Consider the following 18,348-nt stretch of genomic DNA (forward strand, 5'->3'; position numbering starts at 1 on the left):
CATGATGAAAAAGTCACTTTTAAAGTGACTTTTTCTGTTTAAAAAAAAGCCCTTATGAAACAATATTCAATCCACATTATTCTTTTAATGTTGATACTAACAGCTTCTTGTACAGACAACAAAAATAAGAAAGTCGAAAATCATTGGCCGCATGCAGGTATTACCTACGAGATCTTTATCCAGTCATTTTTTGATTCTGATGGAGATGGAATCGGAGACATTGGTGGAGTTACCAAAAAGCTTGAACATGTAAAAGAATTGGGTGCAAATGCCATTTGGTTTATGCCCATCATGGCTTCACCCAGCTACCATAAATATGATGTGACAGATTACAAGACCGTTCATCCGGATTATGGGACTTTGGAGGATTTCAAAACATTGATTGATGAGGCACATCAAAAAGATATCAAGATAGTCATTGATATGATCATTAACCATACTAGCAATCAACATCCTTGGTTTTTGGAATCCCAAAAAAGCAGGGACAATCCTTACAGAGATTACTACGTTTGGGCACAAAAAGACACTATCGCAGATTTTATCAATAAAAAGACCATCACCCTTGACAGTGATAATATTCGTCAGTGGCATGACCCCGGATTTGGCGAGGATTATTACTATGGATTTTTCTACGGGGGTATGCCGGACCTAAATTTTGACAATCCTAAAGTCCGTGAGGAAATCTATGAAATTGGAAGGTTTTGGTTAGAAGAAGTTGGCGTTGATGGGTTCAGGCTTGATGCTGCCAAACACATTTTTCCTGACGACAGACCCTTAGATAATCATGCTTTTTGGAAAGAATACAGAGATAAAATGCAAGAAATTAAACCTGATGTTTATCTAGTAGGTGAGGTTTATGATAAAAAAGAAATTGTAGCCCCTTATCTTCCCGGGCTTCCGGCTTTGTTCAATTTTGATTTTCATTATACCTTGATTGAATCCTATCAGAAGGAAGATGGTATGTTGCTTGCCAAAAAGCAAAAAGAAGTGCTGGATTTTTATTTTGACATTACCAAAGACTTTATTGATGCCACTTTTTCCTCTAATCATGACCAACCGAGACTTTTGAACTCTCTGGATGAAAATCCTAAAAAATTCAAGCAGGCAATCAATATTTTGATGACCATGCCGGGTGCGCCTTATCTCTATTATGGAGAGGAAATAGGCATGTTGGGTAAAAAGCCTGATGAGAACATCCGGGAACCGTTTTTATGGGACATCAAAAACAATGACAAGGGGCGTACATCCTGGATTGAGCCCGTTTACTCTATAGATGAAAAGGTGACCCCACTAGCGATCCAAAAATCAATGAGTACGAGTTATTTTAATCATTATAAGGATATTATCAAGTTGAGGAATAGTAACAGGGCATTGGCTTTGGGTAAATTAGAACTGTATCAAGGGGAATTACCAAAACCCATAATGGCTTTTTTCAGAATTCATGAGAATCAGGAGGTTTTTGTTGTCCATAATTTGAGTGAAGAAACCCAGACTATTGATGCACCTGAAGAATTTACGGTTGAATTGTTCTCCTATGGAAACGCTAAAAAAGAGGGTAATAAAATTAATCTTCCTGCTTATGGGTCTATAGTACTGGAGTATTAGTCTTTTTTCAAATTATTGAAGAAACGATTTTAACGTATGAATTTTAAAAAAAAATGGAGGTATTGAGACCTCCATTTTTTATTTCCAATTTAATTTTGATCAGGTTGAAAGAATTTTTGCAATCCTAAAATCATCTTCATCGACTTCCTTACTTCCGATAATTGCTTTTGCAATTGGTGTAAATACGATTTTATTGTTGATGATACCGGCCATGACGTCATATTTGCCATTGATGAGTCCTTCTACGGCGGCCACTCCCAATTTGCTTGCTAACACCCTGTCTGAAGAGCTTGGTGCACCACCTCTTTGTAGGTGACCCAAGATGGTTACTTTGATATCATAATAGGGGAGTTGTTTTTTGATTTTTTGGGCTATTTCAGTGGCCCCACCACTTTTACCTCCTTCGGCAACTATTACGATATTAGAGGTTTTCATCGCCTTAGTACGGGCTTTTAGGCGCTCAACCAATCTTTCTATGGGCATTTTTTTCTCAGGTATAAGGGTGGCGGCTGCGGCACTGCCTATTCCCGCATTAATGGCGATAAACCCTGCGTCTCTTCCCATTACCTCTACAAAGAAAAGCCTGTCATGGGAGGTAGCAGTATTCCTGATTTTGTCAATGGCCTCAATGGCGGTATTACATGCCGTATCGAAGCCTATGGTATGGTCAGTTCCAGCAAGATCATTATCAATAGTACCGGGGATCCCAATTGATGGAATCCCATATTCCTGATAAAAAAGATGAGCACCTGTCAGAGAACCATCTCCTCCAATCACAACCAGTCCATCAATGCCATGCTTCTTAAGGTTTTCATAGGCTTTATTCCGACCTTCAGCGGTTCTGAATTCAGCACTTCTGGCAGATTTTAAAAATGTACCACCTCTTTCAAGTACATGTGCAATATTTTTTGATTCAAGTTTTTTGATTTCATCTTGAATCATTCCTTCATATCCTCTGTAAATGCCATACATTTCAAGGTTATAAAAAAAACCAGCTCTGACTGCAGCCCTAATGGCAGCATTCATTCCTGGGGCATCACCACCTGAGGTGAGGACACCAATTCTTTTCATTGTCTTAATTTCCATCAAATTGGGAGGTTAACTGTTCAAACATTAATTGAGCACCTGCTGGATTGGTAGCCAAAGGTATATTATGGACATCACATATCCGCATCAACATTTGTACATCTGGTTCATGGGGATGTTTATCCAATGGATCTCTAAAAAATATGACCATAGACAATTCTTTTTGAGCTGCCAACGAAGCTATCTGAGCATCGCCTCCCAATGGGCCCGAGAGGAGTTTCTGTACTTTGAAACCAGCTCTTTCGATGTGTGATCCAGTGGTGCCTGTAGCCACCAAATCAATTTCAGCATGGTGTAGTTGCTTTTTGAAGCCACTGAGGAAATGTATCATGTCTGCTTTTTTCCCATCATGCGCAATCAATGCGATTTTCATTCTTTTTAATTTAATAGGTTCTGGGTCTAAAGTTATGAAAATTTACATTCTTCACGTCCAGAACACCTTTTATAATACTTAATACATGGTGTATTATCTCAATATAAAACTCAATTTTCAGTAGGAAAGTCTGAATATTGTTAGATTGACAAACTAATTTTGACCGGACTGTTCATATTTTGTTTTTTTTACCTATTTTCAAAATCATTATTCACAAACTTTAATCAAAAAATATGAGCCTACTTAAAGAGTTTAAAGAATTTGCCATGAAAGGCAATGTAGTTGATTTAGCGGTAGCTGTCATTATAGGCGGCGCATTCGGCAAAATCGTTTCTTCTTTTGTCAATGATATTATTATGCCACCATTAGGTATTCTATTAGGAAATGTTGATTTCAAAGATTTGAGCATCATTCTAAGGGATACTTATCTTTCAGAGGCAGGAGAAGAAATGGCCCCTGTTTTGATCAGCTACGGAAATTTCATTCAAAATGTAGTGGATTTTCTAATTATCGCATTTGTGATTTTTATGGCTATCAGAGCAATGAACTCTATGAAAAAGAAGGAAGAAGCTGCACCTTCGGCACCACCTGCAGCGCCAAAGTCTGAAGTTCTATTAGAAGAAATCAGAGATTTGCTTAAAAAATAAAAAATAAAAAAAGCAGCTGAAAAGCTGCTTTTTTACTTTAATCATTTCTTCCCCGTTTTCCGCCTTGTTGCATTCTGTAGACCTGTCGTGTAAATTCCCGGTTGACCCCTCCTAACTTCATAGCTTGTACAGGAGTGATGGTTTTTATTACTTCCTCCATGAATTTTTTCTCCTTATCTAGCAGCATTTGCTGCAGGGATAGTCTTTGTTGAATCATTTCTCTTGCTTTGGCATCTGAGATATCCTGCGAAGAATTTCTATTTATAGCAGAAATCTGATTCATCAATTTACCTCTATCTTCATTATACTGATTGAAGATAGGCCAAAACTTCTCAGCTTGATCTGCCTTTAAATCCAGTCGATTGGTGATAAATGCAACTCTTGCCGCTTCAAGTTTTTCTTTATCATATTGTTGACCACTTGGTCTTTGAGCAAGCAATGATGAATAGGAACATACAAGGACAATAAATATTAGCACAATTTTTTTCATAATTTATTTGATTAATATAACCAATCTTCTTCTAACTGATCAACGGTATCCATTTCATAAGTTCCCCATTCCGTGGAGATGATTTCGTCTAAAATGGAGTTTGGATTGTCGGCAAAAGATAATATGTCTTCGGCCTGCCAATAGCCGGAATTGATGTACAGATCAATCTCCTGATCAAGATTGGCTTCCAGGGAAGTCTCGGTATTGATATCATACTTAAGGACAAAAAGAAACATACCCAAAACAATCACTGCTGCGGCTGCAATACTACTTACCAAAGTAAATGACCTTGTTTTTCTTTTTTGATTTCTTGCCAAAATCTCTTCCGGAAGCTTTTCAAAATAGCCCTCAGGCGTATTGAATATATTGGTTTTTGGTATATTTTTCATGATTATGTGGGTTAGACAGCAATAAAGTTCTGAAGTTTATTCTGTTTGAAGTTCATTTTCAATTTTTTTTGCGGCATGATGGTAACTTGCTTTTAGAGCGCCTACCGAAGTTCCGGTGATCTGACTGATTTCCTCATATCCCAAATCTTCAAAATACCTCAAGTTGAATACCAATCTTTGTTTATCGGGCAGTTTCAATAATGCTTTTTGAAGTTTCTTTTCTATTTCATCTCCTGTTATCAAGCCAGAATGATCGAGGTAGTTTTCCATAGCGGCCTCATGGTCATCAAAAGAAAAAAAGAATCTCTTTTTTTTCTTTTGGAGAAAATTCAAACTCTCATTGGTAGCGATACGGTACAGCCAAGTGAACAGAGAAGAATTTCCGCGGAAATTATTGATGTTTTTGAAGGCTTTGACAAAGGTGTTCTGAGTAATGTCATCAGCATCCTCATGGATTAAAACCATTTTTCTGATTACTCCATAAATTCTTCTTTGATATATTTCAACTAAAAATCTATATCCTTTCTCCCGGGTACCGGGATTTTGGATCATCTGTAAAAGGTCTAAATCGCTTATTGAAATCATTCGCTTCTTTGACAGAAGAATAATACATAAGTTTAATTGGTTTTCAAAAATAAGTGCGGATTGATGGTTTTCTATTACACAGCCTTTTCAATCCTAAATATTATTGCTCTGGGCAGCTATTGATAAATCAATGGTAGTTTCTGTGAGTTAATCACACAAAACGTATGGGAATTGAATACACAGGGAAAAATCAAACCGCTAAAAATTTATTAAGCGGTTTTTAAGAATTTCAAAATAAAATCAGATTTCAAGGATATAATCCAATATACCGGCATTTTTTCCTTTTGGTCTAGTTACCAATAATGGGAACTCATCATTTAGCTGAATCAGTCTTTCAGCAAGACTACCAATGAAGAGGGCTGTCGCAGCAGTTCTGCCTTTGGCACCGATGATTATAGCATCAGCTTCTATTTCTTTGGCTTTTGCCAAAATATCCTCAACAGGGTCATCGTCTTCGTCTTGCGTATATACCGGATTGATTTTGATGTTTTTTGTATCAATTTTCCTGATGAACTTTTTGAAATTTATTTCAGCATGCATCAACATGATGGCTGTAAATTCCTTATAGCTTTTACCGGTAAAATGGTATCCTGAAGGCACTGTAAATACATTTTGGCAAACTATTTCAGTATTTCCACCGTATTTCTCCACAATCATTACGGCCTCTTCCATGGCGTCTTTCGAATAGTCTGAAAAATCACTGGGGACCAATAACCGTTCCATCTTAGGTTCGGATTTTTCCGGAATAATCAGTAAAGAGCAACTCGCTCTTCTTGCCAATCTTTGAGAGACGACCCCTGTTCCGGGAAGTGTCACTTTTCTGCCCACTAAAATCATATCAGCAGATTTCTCGTGTGCAAGTTTGAGTATTTTTTTGGAAAGTTGGCCTTCTTTGACAACGTAGGAAAATTCAACATTTTCATCTTTGTCAAAATTCATATCCACTACTTCCTTCATCTGGGCCTTCCTTTCTTCCACCATATTATCGATCAAATGAGGGAATTCCTCCAAAACATCTTTTGGGATATTCAGGTTTCTGATGACATTGGTAAAATAAATCTTTTTGGTTTGGTTGACCTTGGAAATGAATGAAGCGAATTTAACAAGGGTAGCATCCAATGCACTCTGATCAAGACAAACGATGAGTTTTTTTATTTGATACATTTTTCTAAGCCTTATCGAACCGCAAAATTAAGCGATTTCAATCATCAATAGTTGATTTTGGTGAAATATTATTTTGAATATATAAATTAAACTTTAATGGTACAGATTATTATTTTGAATTAAGGGTCATTTTTGTTGAGGGATGATTGAAAATTACAAAAATGAATTAACCCAAGTATCCATTAAATTTTTTTTTCCAATAAAAATACTGATTAAATGTATTGAACAAAATGAATTTTGGTGAATTTGTTTGGGAAGGTAGATTATCCAACAAAAATCTTAAATCACAAAAGCGGAATTTAAGGGTGTGATAGTTGTTCTTAACGTTTCATGGTTTAATTCGTATATTTGAATTCAAAGGCTCAGGTCGCTGACATGTTCCAACTTCACAATTAAAATACAATGCCGAGTGAAGCCCTTTCCAAAAACAGGCCTCATCCCTTTCCGATAGCTATCGAAAATGGACCTCGTATCTAAGGATTCAGGATAACAGTGGAAGTTTGCGGATTTCAGGCAGCTCAAATCTTGTCAATAAAGGGGTTTGGTAACACTCTATGGCCTGGGCCTTTTTATTTTTTCAATTATTGACTTTTGACTCTCTTTAGCTATTCCGAGCAAATACATGCCTGTAATGTAGGTGACAGTAATTAGCAATGATCTTAAAATAATGTCATTGAATCCAACTTCCATATTTTGGAGTAGAAAAAATTGAATGATGTAGGTCATCGATCCCAATACAAGGATTTTCAATATATCTAATGAAAATGGATCAAAATCCAATCTGATTTTAAGGTAAAAATATTTGATCAGGTTGTATATCAGCAGGGATAAAAACGAAGCAACTGCGGCCCCTTCAATACCATACATGGGAATAAGGAGAAGATTCAATACGATGACTGCAACACACATGATCAATGTTGCTGTGATATTGAAAACGTAATATTTCGAAAATACAATAATCTCCCCGTTAATGGAAAACAGAATATCAGCCATTTTGGCAAGTCCAATCCACAATACTACCCATTTACCGGTTTCATAAATGACGTTGTTTGGGACAAAGTGATAAAGGTTGTCAATATTGGACCATATTCCCAAAAACAAAAGCAGACAGAATAGAAACTGATGAACTGCCACATCCTTATAGAGTTTATTGATTTCTCGAAGCTCATTTTTCGCAAAATGCTCAGCTACGACAGGCATGGCAACTTGGGATATGGCTCTTCTAGGTAATTCTATGACAATTGCAATTGAAAATGCGATTGTATAAATCGCATTGGCATCCAACCCAATCATTGAACTTACCATCAGGCTATCGATTTTCATGATAAGTACTGAACCCGCTGTACCCAAAAGCGTTATCAGACTGTATTTGATGAACTCACTTCGGAATCCTTTTGGAAATGATGAAAAGTCGAAGTCTAACTCGAAAATATTTATCCGGAGCATGTAAATGAGCATTCCGATAACAGTAGTCAAATAAAGAACTGCTAATCCCCAAATCATTTGGTCAAAACTTAGCCACCCCATAAAATATAAACCAATAAGTGTGGCCGTAAATAACCTATTGACAACCTCCCTGAAAAAAGTAGGTACTGCGATTTTCATAAAAGACCGGCAAAAGGCTTCTAAAATTGTGTTCATGACCGAAAAAAATGTAATGAACAATACTACGCCTAAAAAATCAATGACCTCAGGGGAGTTGGTCGCAAAGGCAGCAATCACATAGTCTTTGAAAATCAGGAAAAGCACTGAAACAATTAAAAATCCTACCAAAGTCAATCCCAAGCTTAAGGTAAAAAAAGCGTACATTTTTTCTTTGACCAAAGGAAAAAACCTGGTAATTCCATTTCCAATACCTAATTGCGCAATAGGAACAATCAATAGGGCCATATCCTGAAGGGTCCGAAACAGACCTATTTCATCAGGTTGCAAAACATAGGGTAAGAGCCAAAGAACGTTGAAATAACCTATCAAAACCCCTATGTAGGAAGAAATGGTGGTCAGGAGGCTTTGGCGGGCTAAGGGTTTCATGGAAAACAAAAATAGAAAGATAAATCTTATTTTGCCGAGGCAAGAATATTGCAGAATTCTTGTGGGACACGCGCTACAGGAATGCGTTTTCCCCTAAACCCGATTTTTTCAAACGTGTATCCCATTGGCCTTAGCAACTCAAAAATCTCTTCAGGTTCGTAGCCCCCTGCAAGACAAGCCTCTCTATTGATTTCGATCATGAGGTAGGGTTTGTGTTTTCTTAAGGTATCCAAGGCGCCTTTGAGTACCTGTAATTCAGCACCTTCCACATCTATTTTGATAAGATCAACTTGATTACAGTTCAAAAGACTCAATTGGTTATCCAGGGTATCAAGAATGATTTCCTGGATCATGACTGTATGGGTCTCAGTAGGGAACATGGTGTTTACGCCTTCATTGTCTCCTTCTTTGCCATATAGGTTGAGTTTTCCGGCGGCGTAGGATAAACCTATTTTTACCGGATAAAATGCTTTTTGGTACTTGGGATTTAAGGAGAAGTTAAATGTCAGTTGATCGTAGAGTCCATCCATTGGTTCAAATGCGATGACTTTTCCTGTATTTCCAGCATGTTTTATGGCCCATAAGCTGTATTCACCCTGATTGGCTCCCACATCTACAATGGTATGACCGTTTCTCAGGATTTTTTCAAGGACAAAAATTGGTGCCCAGTCATGCGCACCTCTCCAGTAAATCGCAGCACCCATACTTTTAGAAATATCCACCTTCATGGATATTCCTCTAAAAGAAAAAGTTCTCCACGTAGGATTTTGGTAATTGTTCTGAAAAAGATTTTTAATAAACTGCACCAAAAAATATCCTCCCGGAATGATATATAAATTTCTGGTAAACGAAGCCGCAATTCTGTCCATAGGCTTTATTGAAAATCAATGAGGTAATTTTGAAAAGAGCAAATCCTCCCTGCTCTGTAGAGAATATTTTTGAATAATTCTGTCTCTCGCTCCTTGGTTAAACACATTTACAATTGGAATTTCGAGTATTTTCCTAATCATTTTTTCCAAAAGATTGAGGTCTCTGTGGTCCAAAATATATCCGGTTTCGCCGATGATCTCCGGGATGATGTTGACCTTACTGCCTATGGGTGTGCAACCGCAGAGCATGGCTTCACAAAGCGCACAACCAAACCCTTCAAAAACAGATAGTTGTAAGTAATATCTGGCTTCGCGGTATTCATTTCTGATCAGTTCAGCATTTAACTTTCCCAGAAATTTCACGTTTTCATAATTACCGTTCAAGGTCTCGGGTTTGGACATTCCGGCTATTTTAAAGTTACAATCAGGAAATCTCTTTGCCAATTCCAATATCAGGTCACCACCTTTCAGCATATATTGTTCTGGAGAAAGCACGGCCAAAAATGATCGTGGAGATTTCTGAATGCTTTCATCACCTTTCCAAAACTCAACGTCAAATCCGTTATGGATGATTGTATATTCCTTTATCAGGTCCGGGAAATGATAAAGGAATCCATTGTTGATGGTGTTTCCTTTTGAGAAAAAATCATTTCCTGAATTTACAAGGGATTGGCTGACGGGAAACAAGCCTGTAGCCTGATCATAAGATTGTTTACAAAACCATTTTAAAAGTGGTATTCTCAGACTTCCATAATTCAATTCAGGAATAGATGCACAATCGGTTCCATGGAGAATTATATAAACAGGCTTTCGGAATACCTTACCCAATAAGGTTGGGAAAAAAGACCAATAGCCACCAAAATGGACGATTACAAGGTCAACATTTCCCATGTTTAGGAGCAGGATAAAAAATTGCATGATCATAAATACCGGTGCCAGTTCTTTTCTTTTCCAGTTATAGGAATCAATAATCAGATCATATTTTTTTGTCAGGATTTTAATGTCCTGTAAAACAAAGGACTGAAAAGAAGGAGTTACCAGCAGCAGCTTTGGTTTTCGCATTAATCAGGAGGTTTTATGAGACTTGTAAAAAGTAAGACCGACGCTTCCAACCAGGAGAATAACTGTCAGGTATTGAAATACGATCACCCATAATTTAGTAGCATAGTAGCTTGATGGTTCGAATCTCATTTCAACCCTCGATTGACCATCAGGTACCATAATTCCCCGTAACAGATAATTTGTCCTAATGATATCAGTTTTCTCTCCATTGACGAAAGCCTTCCAACCAATCGGATAATAAATCTCAGAAAAGACCAACAATCCACCTTTTTCGGCATCAATAGCATAAATGAGTTCATTGGCGCTATTTTTTTCAAGGACAACATTTCCTGAACCTGATTGAACCTTGTCAAAATCTGTTTCACTTACCGTTGCAGTTGATTTTGTGTCCATTGTTGAAACCATGTTGATTTCTTCATCATCAGTGATTACTTTTTGGATATTGGAAGGAAACCATGCGTAACCATTTGATTGGGGGTTCATAAAGACTGCATTCTCAGCCTTACCTGCTATGATGTATTTGGTATTCAACATGTTCAGGGAATTCAAACCCTCCCAATCAAAATTGCCTTCCTGAGCTTTTTGAATAAATGACTGCATTTCAGGGCTGATAACATTTTCTATCATTTCCTGGTACCTTTTCATTTTGGCCCCATGATATCCTCCGATACTATTGAAATAATAACTTGTACGGGCATCATTGAAAGGATTCTCCAGATTCAAGACCCTGAAATATCCCTTATCTGCCAGGATTCTTTCATCGGCAGGACTTTTGGCAAAGAACTGTTCTTTGGGACTAAACTGAAATGCTTCCTCATTTAGGTATCGCTTGTTGATCATCCAAAGATCAATCACCAAGATGACTGCAATAGCCAATCCGGTAACCTGTGTTGAAATTTTGTTCTTTAATGCGGCCCAAATCAATCCAGCTGAAAGCAGTATAAAAATCAAACTTTTCAGAGCACTCCCACGCATGATCGATTTTCTGTCTTCCTGAAGTGCTTCGGCAAGCCAGTCTGGGAAATTGACATCTATCGGTCCTCTAAAGCTGAACATGCCTGCAAAAACCGCAAAAAGCAAGGCCAAACCCCCACTAGCCCCTAATGCGATCAATAATTTCTTGGTCAGTACTTTTTGGTCTTGATTTCTAAATAAGTGTTCTAGGCCTAAACTACCCAAAACAGGAATGGCAAATAAAGCCATGGAAAGTCCCATGGTAACTGCCCTGAATTTGTTATATCCCGGTAAGAAATCAAAAACAGCGTAATTGAACCATTCCAGATTTTTCCCCCATGCCAATACAATAGACAGCAGCGTAATAGAAAGGAAAGTATATTTTTCTTTGCTTGGAGCAAAGAGTAACCCAAGTACAAAAAAGAAAATCATTATAGCTCCTCCATAAATAGGCCCACCCGTTCCAGGTTGATCACCCCAATAGGTTCTGCCATTTTGAAGAAAATCCCTGATCTGATCCTCTTGGGCACCATAAGATCTCAAAGCCTCTTCTGATTTGGAATCCTTGGGAAGTGGTTCCACGCTGGCCCCACCATATAGATAAGGAACTAGCAGTGTGAGGGTTTCTAATTTTCCTTGTGACCAATTGAATGCATAATCTTTATCAAGGCCTTGTTGGGAGAGGTTAGTGGATGAGGTTAAATTTGAAGCTCCTCTTGTTGAATAGGTTCCATATTCCAACACTGTAGCAAATCTGCTGAGGTTAGCTCCAACAGCCAAAAAGGCCCCCAGAATCAAGATTAGCATTGTTTTTCCCAAATCAGGCAAACCTTTTTTCTTAAATGTATCAACCATTTGGAAAATCCCATAAATACCGACAATCAATACGGTGTAATAAGTGATCTGTAAATGATTAAACTTCAATTGAAGCATAAGTCCGAAAGCGAAAAGTGCTAATCCTAAAATTCGTTTTCCAGTGAATGCTAAATGGATTCCGGCCAAGATCATCGGAATAAGGCATATTGCCCAGATTTTGGCATTGTGTCCTGCATCCAAACTGATGACATGAAAAGTATTGAAGGCAAATGCAATCGCTCCCGGAATGGAGAATTCAGGCCTGACTTTGAAACTCAGCAAGAGGATGTACATAGACACCATTCCAAAAAACAGAGAATTGACAGGGTGGGGGAGTCCAAGAGTGAAAATCTTAGTTAAGTAATTAGTAATATCACCAGGGATTTCAAAACTGACCAAATAAGCGGGCATTCCACCAAATAACCTGTTGGTCCACAGGGCTTCCTCACCTGTTTCAGCTCTGTAATCCATGATTTCTTTGGCAGCGCCTTCCCATTGAAGTATGTCATATTGGAAAAGGATTTTGCCATCAAAAACTGCGGGAGAGAAATAAAACAATACGATCAGGTAAAAAATGGCTACTCCTATGATGTGGGGCAGAATATCTTTTTTGAAGTTGGATTGCATTCTATGTGGTTTATCAATTTGTAGATAGCCTGCAAATTATGAATTATTGGGAGAAAAATCTTTATTGAAAGCCAACCACTTCGAATTTTAACTTGCATTAAGAATTTAAAAACCCCTAACCTTGACCCTTTGCCTAATAAATTTGATGCTTTGAATTTTTTAGAGATAAAATCGACTTTATGTTGAGTCCCTTTCAATAATTTTAGTTTTTAAAATAAAAACCTTGTGTGCCATAAATTCAGGATTTCTAATTTCCTCCAATAATCTTCTTGCTGCTAATTTCCCCATTTCAAAAGAAGGCTGTTCCACTGTAGTCAGATTTGGTTCTACGATCTGGGAAGCAGGAGAATTGGAAAAACCCATAACAGCAATTTGTTCAGGGATTTTGATTTTCTTTTTTTTCAAATGTAAAATACAGTCAATGGCTACCGTGTCATTAATGGCAAGGATAGCATCAGGTCTGTTTTTTAAGCTTAAATAGAAGTCAATACAATCTCCTGTTGATTGTTTTGATAGGTCTGATTCCAAAATCCAATCAGATTCATAGTTCATTTGATGTTTTCGAAGCGCATTTTGATATCCTGATAACCTGTTTTTGCAGATGCTGAGAATTTTGGGACCACACAAAAAACCAATTTTCTTATATCCTTTATGGATCAAATATTGGGTAGCTTCAAAGGAACTTTCTTCATCATTGATGACTACACTTGAATTTGAACCATTTTCATGGACCCTGTCAAAATACAAAAATGGAATCTTATGTTCTTTTAATTGATCCAAATGCTCAAAAGAATTTGTTTCCCTCGATAATGAAATCAAAATTCCATCAACCCTTGAATCTTGAAGGGTTTTGATATTGAATTTCTCTTGTTCCATTGACTCATTGGATTGGCAAATGATCAAGTTGTAACCACTCTCTTAAAAAGTCTTCTGCATTCCGCTGATGCAAGAAGAAAAAAAGTGCAGTTCAAGATCAGGCACCACGACACCGATGGTTTTGGAAGATTTGGTTTTAAGATACTTTGCAAAAAGGTTTGGATGGTAATCCATTTCTTTTGCAGCCAGCATAACCCTTTTTTTGGTTTCTTCTTTGATCGACGGGAGGTCACTGAGCGCCCTTGAGACTGTAGAAGGAGAGAGATTTAGCTTTTTTGCTATATCTTTTAGGGTTACATGTTCTTGTTTCATTAGTTTTCCGAATATGGTTTTTGAAATAAGAAAGGAGCTGATTAAGCTCCTTTTCCTACCAATTATTTATCGAATACTTTGTAATAAATTTCATTCCATTTCAACTCATTCTGAAACTGCCTTAATTCGGTCTTCTTATCTATGATTAGATTTTCAATTCCTGCAATGGAGGCAAAATCGGACAAATGCTCCTGAGTCAAATTTTGACTGAAACAGGTATGGTGAGCTCCTCCTGCATAAATCCAGGCAGCACAAGCTGTATTCATATCGGGTAAGGGTTTCCACATGACCCTGGCGACAGGAAGTTTTGGAAGGTCATACTGAGGCTCTATGGCTTCGACCGCATTCACCACCAACCTGAATCTGTTACCCATATCCACAAGTGAGGCATTGAGTGATGTTCCCGACTTACCATTAAATACTAACCTCACTGGATCCTCCTTTCCGCCAATTCCTAAAGGATGTACTTCACATCTTGGTTTATCCTTGGCCAATACTGGATCAACTTCCAACATGTGTGCTCCCAAAACCAAATTGTTGTCTGGCTCAAAATGATACGTATAATCCTCCATAAAGGCACTACCTCCTTCGAGACCTGTCCCCATTACTTTCATCGCTCTTACCAAAGCAGCAGTTTTCCAATCTCCTTCACCTGCATAACCATATCCATCAGCCATTAGCCTTTGGGTACCGATTCCCGGTAATTGTTTCATGCCATGCAAGTCTTCAAAAGTATTTGTGAATCCCTTGAAACCTCCTTCGCTTAGAAATTTCCGCATACCCAATTCGATTTTGGCAGCATCCAATAGGGAGCTTCTTCTATCTCCGTTTTTAAGCAGATTTTCGGAAAGTGTATAGGTGTTTTCATATTCAGAAACTAGGAGATCGATTTCACTTTCCGAAATTGAATTAATTACCTGAACCAAGTCGCCAACAGGATGGGTGTTTACAGAAAAACCAAATTTCATTTCTGCTTCCACCTTATCACCTTCTGTGACAGCTACATTTCGCATATTATCGCCAAATCTGGCAAATTTTGCTCCTTGCCAATCCTTCCACGCAGAAGCAGACCTTGACCATGTATCAATTTGAGACTTCACTTTTTCATCTTCCCAATATCCAACCACTACTTTACGGTTGATTTTCATTCTTGAAACCAAGAAACCGAATTCTCTGTCCCCATGTGCACTTTGATTGAGATTCATAAAATCCATATCGATGGAATTCCAAGGGATATCCCTATTGAATTGGGTATGCAAATGGAGTAGGGGCTTGCTTAAAATTTTTAAACCTGAAATCCACATTTTTGCAGGAGAAAAAGTGTGCATCCAAGTAATTATGCCAATACAGGCATCTGATTGGTTAGCCTCTTGACATACAGCGTAGATTTCTTCAGTAGATTTGACTATAGGTTTAAAAATTATACTTACACTGATTTCGTTAGAGTCATTAAGAGCTTTTGAAATAATGCGTGAATGTTCAGCTACTTGTCTGAGTGTTTCTTCTCCATAAAGATGTTGGCTACCAGTGACAAACCACACCTCGTTTTGTTTCAAACTATTCATTTCAGGTTATTTTCGGTTATTATATATTCAAATTACATCCAGAAAAAATAATAGAGCGTACCTACAATCAATACAATTCCTGCAGCCCCAAGGTTGAAAGGTGTAGCAGTATTGAAGAGTTCAGGATTGATCTCAAATGCTTTTTCATCAGATGTTTTCATTCTTGTATTGGTAAAGAGTATTATTCCCAGCATCATAAACAAAGTGGAAAGCATGAAAATGGATTCGATCCCCAAATACTGATAAGGCTCAAACAAAAGTAAGCCCAAAGCAGCCAGGATTAGCCCAAAAATCATAAAAACATAGCCAAGGGTCAAGATACCCTGATTTTTTCCATAATTTGGATTGATTCCCGTTTTTTTCTCTGAAAAACTTATCAATGAAGCCAAGAAGCATAGGACAATAAATACGTAGCCCATCCTAAGTATGAAAGGCATCTCGGGGTAAAGCAATTTAAAAACGATGCCTGCTGGTATGGTAGCTATTGCCGTCCATAACGCTGCATTAGCAGTAATCTGTCTCCAGAACAATCCCATACAAAAGACAGCAACCACGCCAGGATAAATATATCCTGTGTATTCTTGTATATATTGAAAAACCTGATCTAAAGTGCTCAATTTGGGAGCTATGAACATGGCAATCAATAAAGCTACAATTGCAACTATTCTTCCTGTATTTACCAGTTGTTTGTTGTTGGCATTTGGATTAAAGTAGGTTCTATAGATGTCCATTGTGAAAATGGTTGAGGTACTGTTGATCATTGAAGCCAGAGAAGAAACAATTGCAGCAGCAAGTGCCGCAAATGCCAAGCCCCTTACTCCAGCAGGGACGAAGTTTTTGAGCAACCAAGGATAAGCCTCATCCGATTTATCTATAGTGCCTATTTGATCCACAGGTACATTGAGCATGAGGGAAAGCTTTTCAGGGCTGAAATCATTGATCAAGACATGTGCTGCGATCCCAGGAATCACCACCAACAACGGAATGAGAATTTTGAGATATCCAGCGAAAATGAGTCCTTTTTTTGCTTCTTTGATGCTTTTAGCTGCAAGACCTTTTTGGATAATATATTGGTTAAAACCCCAATAACCAATATTGGTTAGCCACATGGCACCAAGTATCACAGCTACTCCGGGCAAATCCTGATATGCGTCCTTAAGCCCGCCTTCTCCATCAGGTACCATTAATTGACCTTGTGGGATGATCATTGAAAAATGATCTCTTCCGCTTTTGAAGATGGTTGAAATACCAGCAAATATTCCATTTCCATCACCCACAGCATCAAGTGCCAGAAATGTTGTCAACAATCCGCCTCCAATCAATACGATGACTTGTACCACATCTGTCCAAGCTACGGCTTCCAATCCACCATAGATCGAATAGATGCCAGAAAAAATCAAAAGTCCTATAATTCCATATGCTAAAGGGACCCCCATAATTTTTTCCATGGCCAAAGCACCTAAATAGCTTACTGAAGTTAAATTCACAAATACATAAACAAGCAACCAAAAAACCGCAAATGCAGTGCTCACGCTTCGATTGAATCTTTGACTGAGGAATTGAGGCATGGTATAGATACCTTTGTCAAGAAAAACCGGTAGAAAATATTTGGCAACAATAATCAGTGCTATCGCTGCTATCCATTCATAGGCAGCTATTCCCAAGCCAATTGCAAAACCGGATCCAGAAGTACCAATAAAATGTTCGGCTGAGATATTTGCTGCGATGAGAGAAGCACCTACAGCCCACCATGTCAAAGATTTATCAGCCAAAAAATACTCCTGTGCCGTTTTTTGAACTCCTTTTTTTGTTCTTGACACATATAGTCCAATGGTTACAATGGTTAGGCCATAAAAAACAAAAACTGTATAGTCTAAAGTAGAAAAACCTGAATTCATGCTCCGGATTTTTAGATTGATAGGTATAAAGGAAGAATAAGTATATTAAATATAAGTGTCATAAGTACACCATTTAATTTTAAAAAAAAAATATATGAGTAATAAATTACTCATTGAGCATTTGAATTTCATTTTTAGGAATGAAATTCAATATGCTTTGTACATTTTCTTTATAAAATTCTTCATCTAAGCTGTAGAAAAAAGCACCTTTTTTGCTACTTGACTTGTCTTTCTCTTTTTCTTTTTTGAGTAGATTAGTGGACAGGATTTTTCTACTGAAATTTCTCTTATCAATTTTAGTATCATATAAACCTTCATACATTGCCTGAAGCTGTGGAAGGGTGAATTTTTCAGGAAGGAGCTCAAAAAGGATCGGATGAAATGCTGCTTTGTAGCGCAACCTTTCCAAAGCAGTTTTTACCATTTCCTCATGGTCAAAAATGAGTTTGGGTAAATCCTTAATTAAAAACCATCTGGCATGGAAATCATCATTGATCTGTTGCTGGTATTTTTGAATGTCTATCAATGCCACATAGGCAATAGCCACGACTCGCTCTATAGGGTCTCTATCAGGCTTCCCGAAGACATGTAACTGTTCCAAATATACATCCTCTAATCCTGTCAATTGTTTGAGGATGCGGTTGGCAGCTTCATCTACTGATTCATTCATCTGCACAAAACCGCCCATAAGGCTCCATTTTTCCTTCTCGGGAGCAAAGCCTCTCTGTATTAACAATAATTTGTAATCTGATCCATCGAAGCCAAAAATAATGCTATCTACTGCTACCAAAACCCTAGCCTGATTTGAGTATTTCATGTTTCTGAATTTAGAATCGTAAAATTAAGAATTTTAAAATAATCTACCGATATAATAAATAAAACACTTAATTATAGTAAAAAGAATAAGGAAATCATACATCTTAATCAATATAGTATCAGTATCGGTTAATCAGACACAGT

At 37.6% G+C, this 18,348-nt stretch carries 17 protein-coding genes; 2 read left to right on the plus strand and 15 right to left on the minus strand.

The genetic code is table 11. From position 1 onward, the window contains the following. Nucleotides 1–54: 54 nt before the first annotated feature. Nucleotides 55–1,605, plus strand: coding sequence for an alpha-amylase family glycosyl hydrolase (locus tag HMJ38_RS04280; RefSeq protein ID WP_194973131.1), 1,551 nt, complete (start codon nucleotides 55–57; stop codon nucleotides 1,603–1,605). A gap of 99 nt (nucleotides 1,606–1,704) precedes the next feature. Here HMJ38_RS04280 and pfkA read toward each other — a convergent pair whose 3' ends face one another. Continuing rightward, a complete protein-coding gene (gene pfkA / locus HMJ38_RS04285) occupies nucleotides 1,705–2,691 on the minus strand; it encodes a 6-phosphofructokinase (protein ID WP_194973132.1) in 987 nt (328 codons plus the stop codon). Beyond that, the gene (locus HMJ38_RS04290) at nucleotides 2,681–3,064 is read right to left on the minus strand and encodes a methylglyoxal synthase (RefSeq protein WP_194973133.1); all 384 of its coding nucleotides are present in this window, start codon (nucleotides 3,062–3,064) and stop codon (nucleotides 2,681–2,683) included. The genes pfkA and HMJ38_RS04290 overlap by 11 nt, the downstream gene beginning before the upstream one ends. A 233-nt stretch (nucleotides 3,065–3,297) precedes the next feature. Between HMJ38_RS04290 and mscL the strand changes: the two genes are divergently transcribed. Beyond that, nucleotides 3,298–3,711, plus strand: a complete 414-nt coding sequence (gene mscL, locus HMJ38_RS04295; RefSeq protein WP_194973134.1) for a large-conductance mechanosensitive channel protein MscL — start codon at nucleotides 3,298–3,300, stop codon at nucleotides 3,709–3,711. A gap of 37 nt (nucleotides 3,712–3,748) precedes the next feature. Here mscL and HMJ38_RS04300 read toward each other — a convergent pair whose 3' ends face one another. The 13 genes from HMJ38_RS04300 to HMJ38_RS04360 form a co-directional block, all read right to left on the minus strand. Continuing rightward, entirely contained in the window at nucleotides 3,749–4,201 is a 453-nt protein-coding gene (locus HMJ38_RS04300) for a Spy/CpxP family protein refolding chaperone (protein ID WP_194973135.1), read from the minus strand. A gap of 11 nt (nucleotides 4,202–4,212) precedes the next feature. Further along, a complete protein-coding gene (locus HMJ38_RS04305; RefSeq protein WP_194973136.1) occupies nucleotides 4,213–4,590 on the minus strand; it encodes a hypothetical protein in 378 nt (125 codons plus the stop codon). Nucleotides 4,591–4,626: 36 nt separating this feature from the next. Then, a complete protein-coding gene (locus HMJ38_RS04310; RefSeq protein ID WP_194973137.1) occupies nucleotides 4,627–5,175 on the minus strand; it encodes an RNA polymerase sigma factor in 549 nt (182 codons plus the stop codon). 240 nt (nucleotides 5,176–5,415) lie between these two features. Beyond that, complete coding sequence (locus HMJ38_RS04315) at nucleotides 5,416–6,339, minus strand: universal stress protein (RefSeq protein ID WP_194973138.1); 924 nt, start codon at nucleotides 6,337–6,339, stop codon at nucleotides 5,416–5,418. Nucleotides 6,340–6,891: 552 nt separating this feature from the next. Continuing rightward, entirely contained in the window at nucleotides 6,892–8,370 is a 1,479-nt protein-coding gene (locus HMJ38_RS04320; RefSeq protein ID WP_194973139.1) for an oligosaccharide flippase family protein, read from the minus strand. Between the two features lie 26 nt (nucleotides 8,371–8,396). Then, nucleotides 8,397–9,239, minus strand: a complete 843-nt coding sequence (locus tag HMJ38_RS04325; protein WP_194973140.1) for an FkbM family methyltransferase — start codon at nucleotides 9,237–9,239, stop codon at nucleotides 8,397–8,399. A gap of 15 nt (nucleotides 9,240–9,254) precedes the next feature. After that, entirely contained in the window at nucleotides 9,255–10,301 is a 1,047-nt protein-coding gene (locus HMJ38_RS04330) for a glycosyltransferase family 4 protein (protein WP_194973141.1), read from the minus strand. 3 nt (nucleotides 10,302–10,304) lie between these two features. Further along, complete coding sequence (locus tag HMJ38_RS04335) at nucleotides 10,305–12,737, minus strand: glycosyltransferase family protein (protein WP_194973142.1); 2,433 nt, start codon at nucleotides 12,735–12,737, stop codon at nucleotides 10,305–10,307. Between the two features lie 177 nt (nucleotides 12,738–12,914). After that, nucleotides 12,915–13,640 (minus strand): substrate-binding domain-containing protein, encoded by a 726-nt coding sequence (locus HMJ38_RS04340; RefSeq protein ID WP_262892870.1) that lies wholly within the window; start codon nucleotides 13,638–13,640, stop codon nucleotides 12,915–12,917. Between the two features lie 15 nt (nucleotides 13,641–13,655). Next, nucleotides 13,656–13,925 (minus strand): LacI family DNA-binding transcriptional regulator, encoded by a 270-nt coding sequence (locus tag HMJ38_RS04345; protein WP_194973144.1) that lies wholly within the window; start codon nucleotides 13,923–13,925, stop codon nucleotides 13,656–13,658. A 62-nt stretch (nucleotides 13,926–13,987) separates the two neighbouring features. After that, nucleotides 13,988–15,490, minus strand: coding sequence for an L-arabinose isomerase (araA, locus tag HMJ38_RS04350; RefSeq protein WP_194973145.1), 1,503 nt, complete (start codon nucleotides 15,488–15,490; stop codon nucleotides 13,988–13,990). A 32-nt stretch (nucleotides 15,491–15,522) separates the two neighbouring features. Further along, nucleotides 15,523–17,388 (minus strand): sodium:solute symporter family transporter, encoded by a 1,866-nt coding sequence (locus HMJ38_RS04355; RefSeq protein WP_194973146.1) that lies wholly within the window; start codon nucleotides 17,386–17,388, stop codon nucleotides 15,523–15,525. Between the two features lie 106 nt (nucleotides 17,389–17,494). Continuing rightward, complete coding sequence (locus HMJ38_RS04360; protein WP_194973147.1) at nucleotides 17,495–18,205, minus strand: NUDIX hydrolase; 711 nt, start codon at nucleotides 18,203–18,205, stop codon at nucleotides 17,495–17,497. Between the last annotated feature and the right edge of the window lie 143 nt (nucleotides 18,206–18,348).

Origin of the sequence: Aquiflexum lacus (assembly GCF_015476655.1) — a bacterium.
Taxonomy (GTDB): domain Bacteria; phylum Bacteroidota; class Bacteroidia; order Cytophagales; family Cyclobacteriaceae; genus Aquiflexum; species Aquiflexum lacus.

Bases quoted from the DNA above. Each gene is read 5' to 3' on its own strand.
- HMJ38_RS04280 (WP_194973131.1), top strand. From the start codon at position 55: ATGAAACAATATTCAATCCACATTATTCTTTTAATGTTGATACTAACA.
- HMJ38_RS04360 (WP_194973147.1), bottom strand. From the start codon at position 18,205: ATGAAATACTCAAATCAGGCTAGGGTTTTGGTAGCAGTAGATAGCATT.
- pfkA (WP_194973132.1), bottom strand. From the start codon at position 2,691: ATGGAAATTAAGACAATGAAAAGAATTGGTGTCCTCACCTCAGGTGGT.
- HMJ38_RS04355 (WP_194973146.1), bottom strand. From the start codon at position 17,388: ATGAATTCAGGTTTTTCTACTTTAGACTATACAGTTTTTGTTTTTTAT.
- mscL (WP_194973134.1), top strand. From the start codon at position 3,298: ATGAGCCTACTTAAAGAGTTTAAAGAATTTGCCATGAAAGGCAATGTA.
- HMJ38_RS04310 (WP_194973137.1), bottom strand. From the start codon at position 5,175: ATGATTTCAATAAGCGATTTAGACCTTTTACAGATGATCCAAAATCCC.
- HMJ38_RS04320 (WP_194973139.1), bottom strand. From the start codon at position 8,370: ATGAAACCCTTAGCCCGCCAAAGCCTCCTGACCACCATTTCTTCCTAC.
- araA (WP_194973145.1), bottom strand. From the start codon at position 15,490: ATGAATAGTTTGAAACAAAACGAGGTGTGGTTTGTCACTGGTAGCCAA.
- HMJ38_RS04315 (WP_194973138.1), bottom strand. From the start codon at position 6,339: ATGTATCAAATAAAAAAACTCATCGTTTGTCTTGATCAGAGTGCATTG.
- HMJ38_RS04335 (WP_194973142.1), bottom strand. From the start codon at position 12,737: ATGCAATCCAACTTCAAAAAAGATATTCTGCCCCACATCATAGGAGTA.
- HMJ38_RS04300 (WP_194973135.1), bottom strand. From the start codon at position 4,201: ATGAAAAAAATTGTGCTAATATTTATTGTCCTTGTATGTTCCTATTCA.
- HMJ38_RS04330 (WP_194973141.1), bottom strand. From the start codon at position 10,301: ATGCGAAAACCAAAGCTGCTGCTGGTAACTCCTTCTTTTCAGTCCTTT.
- HMJ38_RS04325 (WP_194973140.1), bottom strand. From the start codon at position 9,239: ATGGACAGAATTGCGGCTTCGTTTACCAGAAATTTATATATCATTCCG.
- HMJ38_RS04305 (WP_194973136.1), bottom strand. From the start codon at position 4,590: ATGAAAAATATACCAAAAACCAATATATTCAATACGCCTGAGGGCTAT.
- HMJ38_RS04290 (WP_194973133.1), bottom strand. From the start codon at position 3,064: ATGAAAATCGCATTGATTGCGCATGATGGGAAAAAAGCAGACATGATA.
- HMJ38_RS04345 (WP_194973144.1), bottom strand. From the start codon at position 13,925: ATGAAACAAGAACATGTAACCCTAAAAGATATAGCAAAAAAGCTAAAT.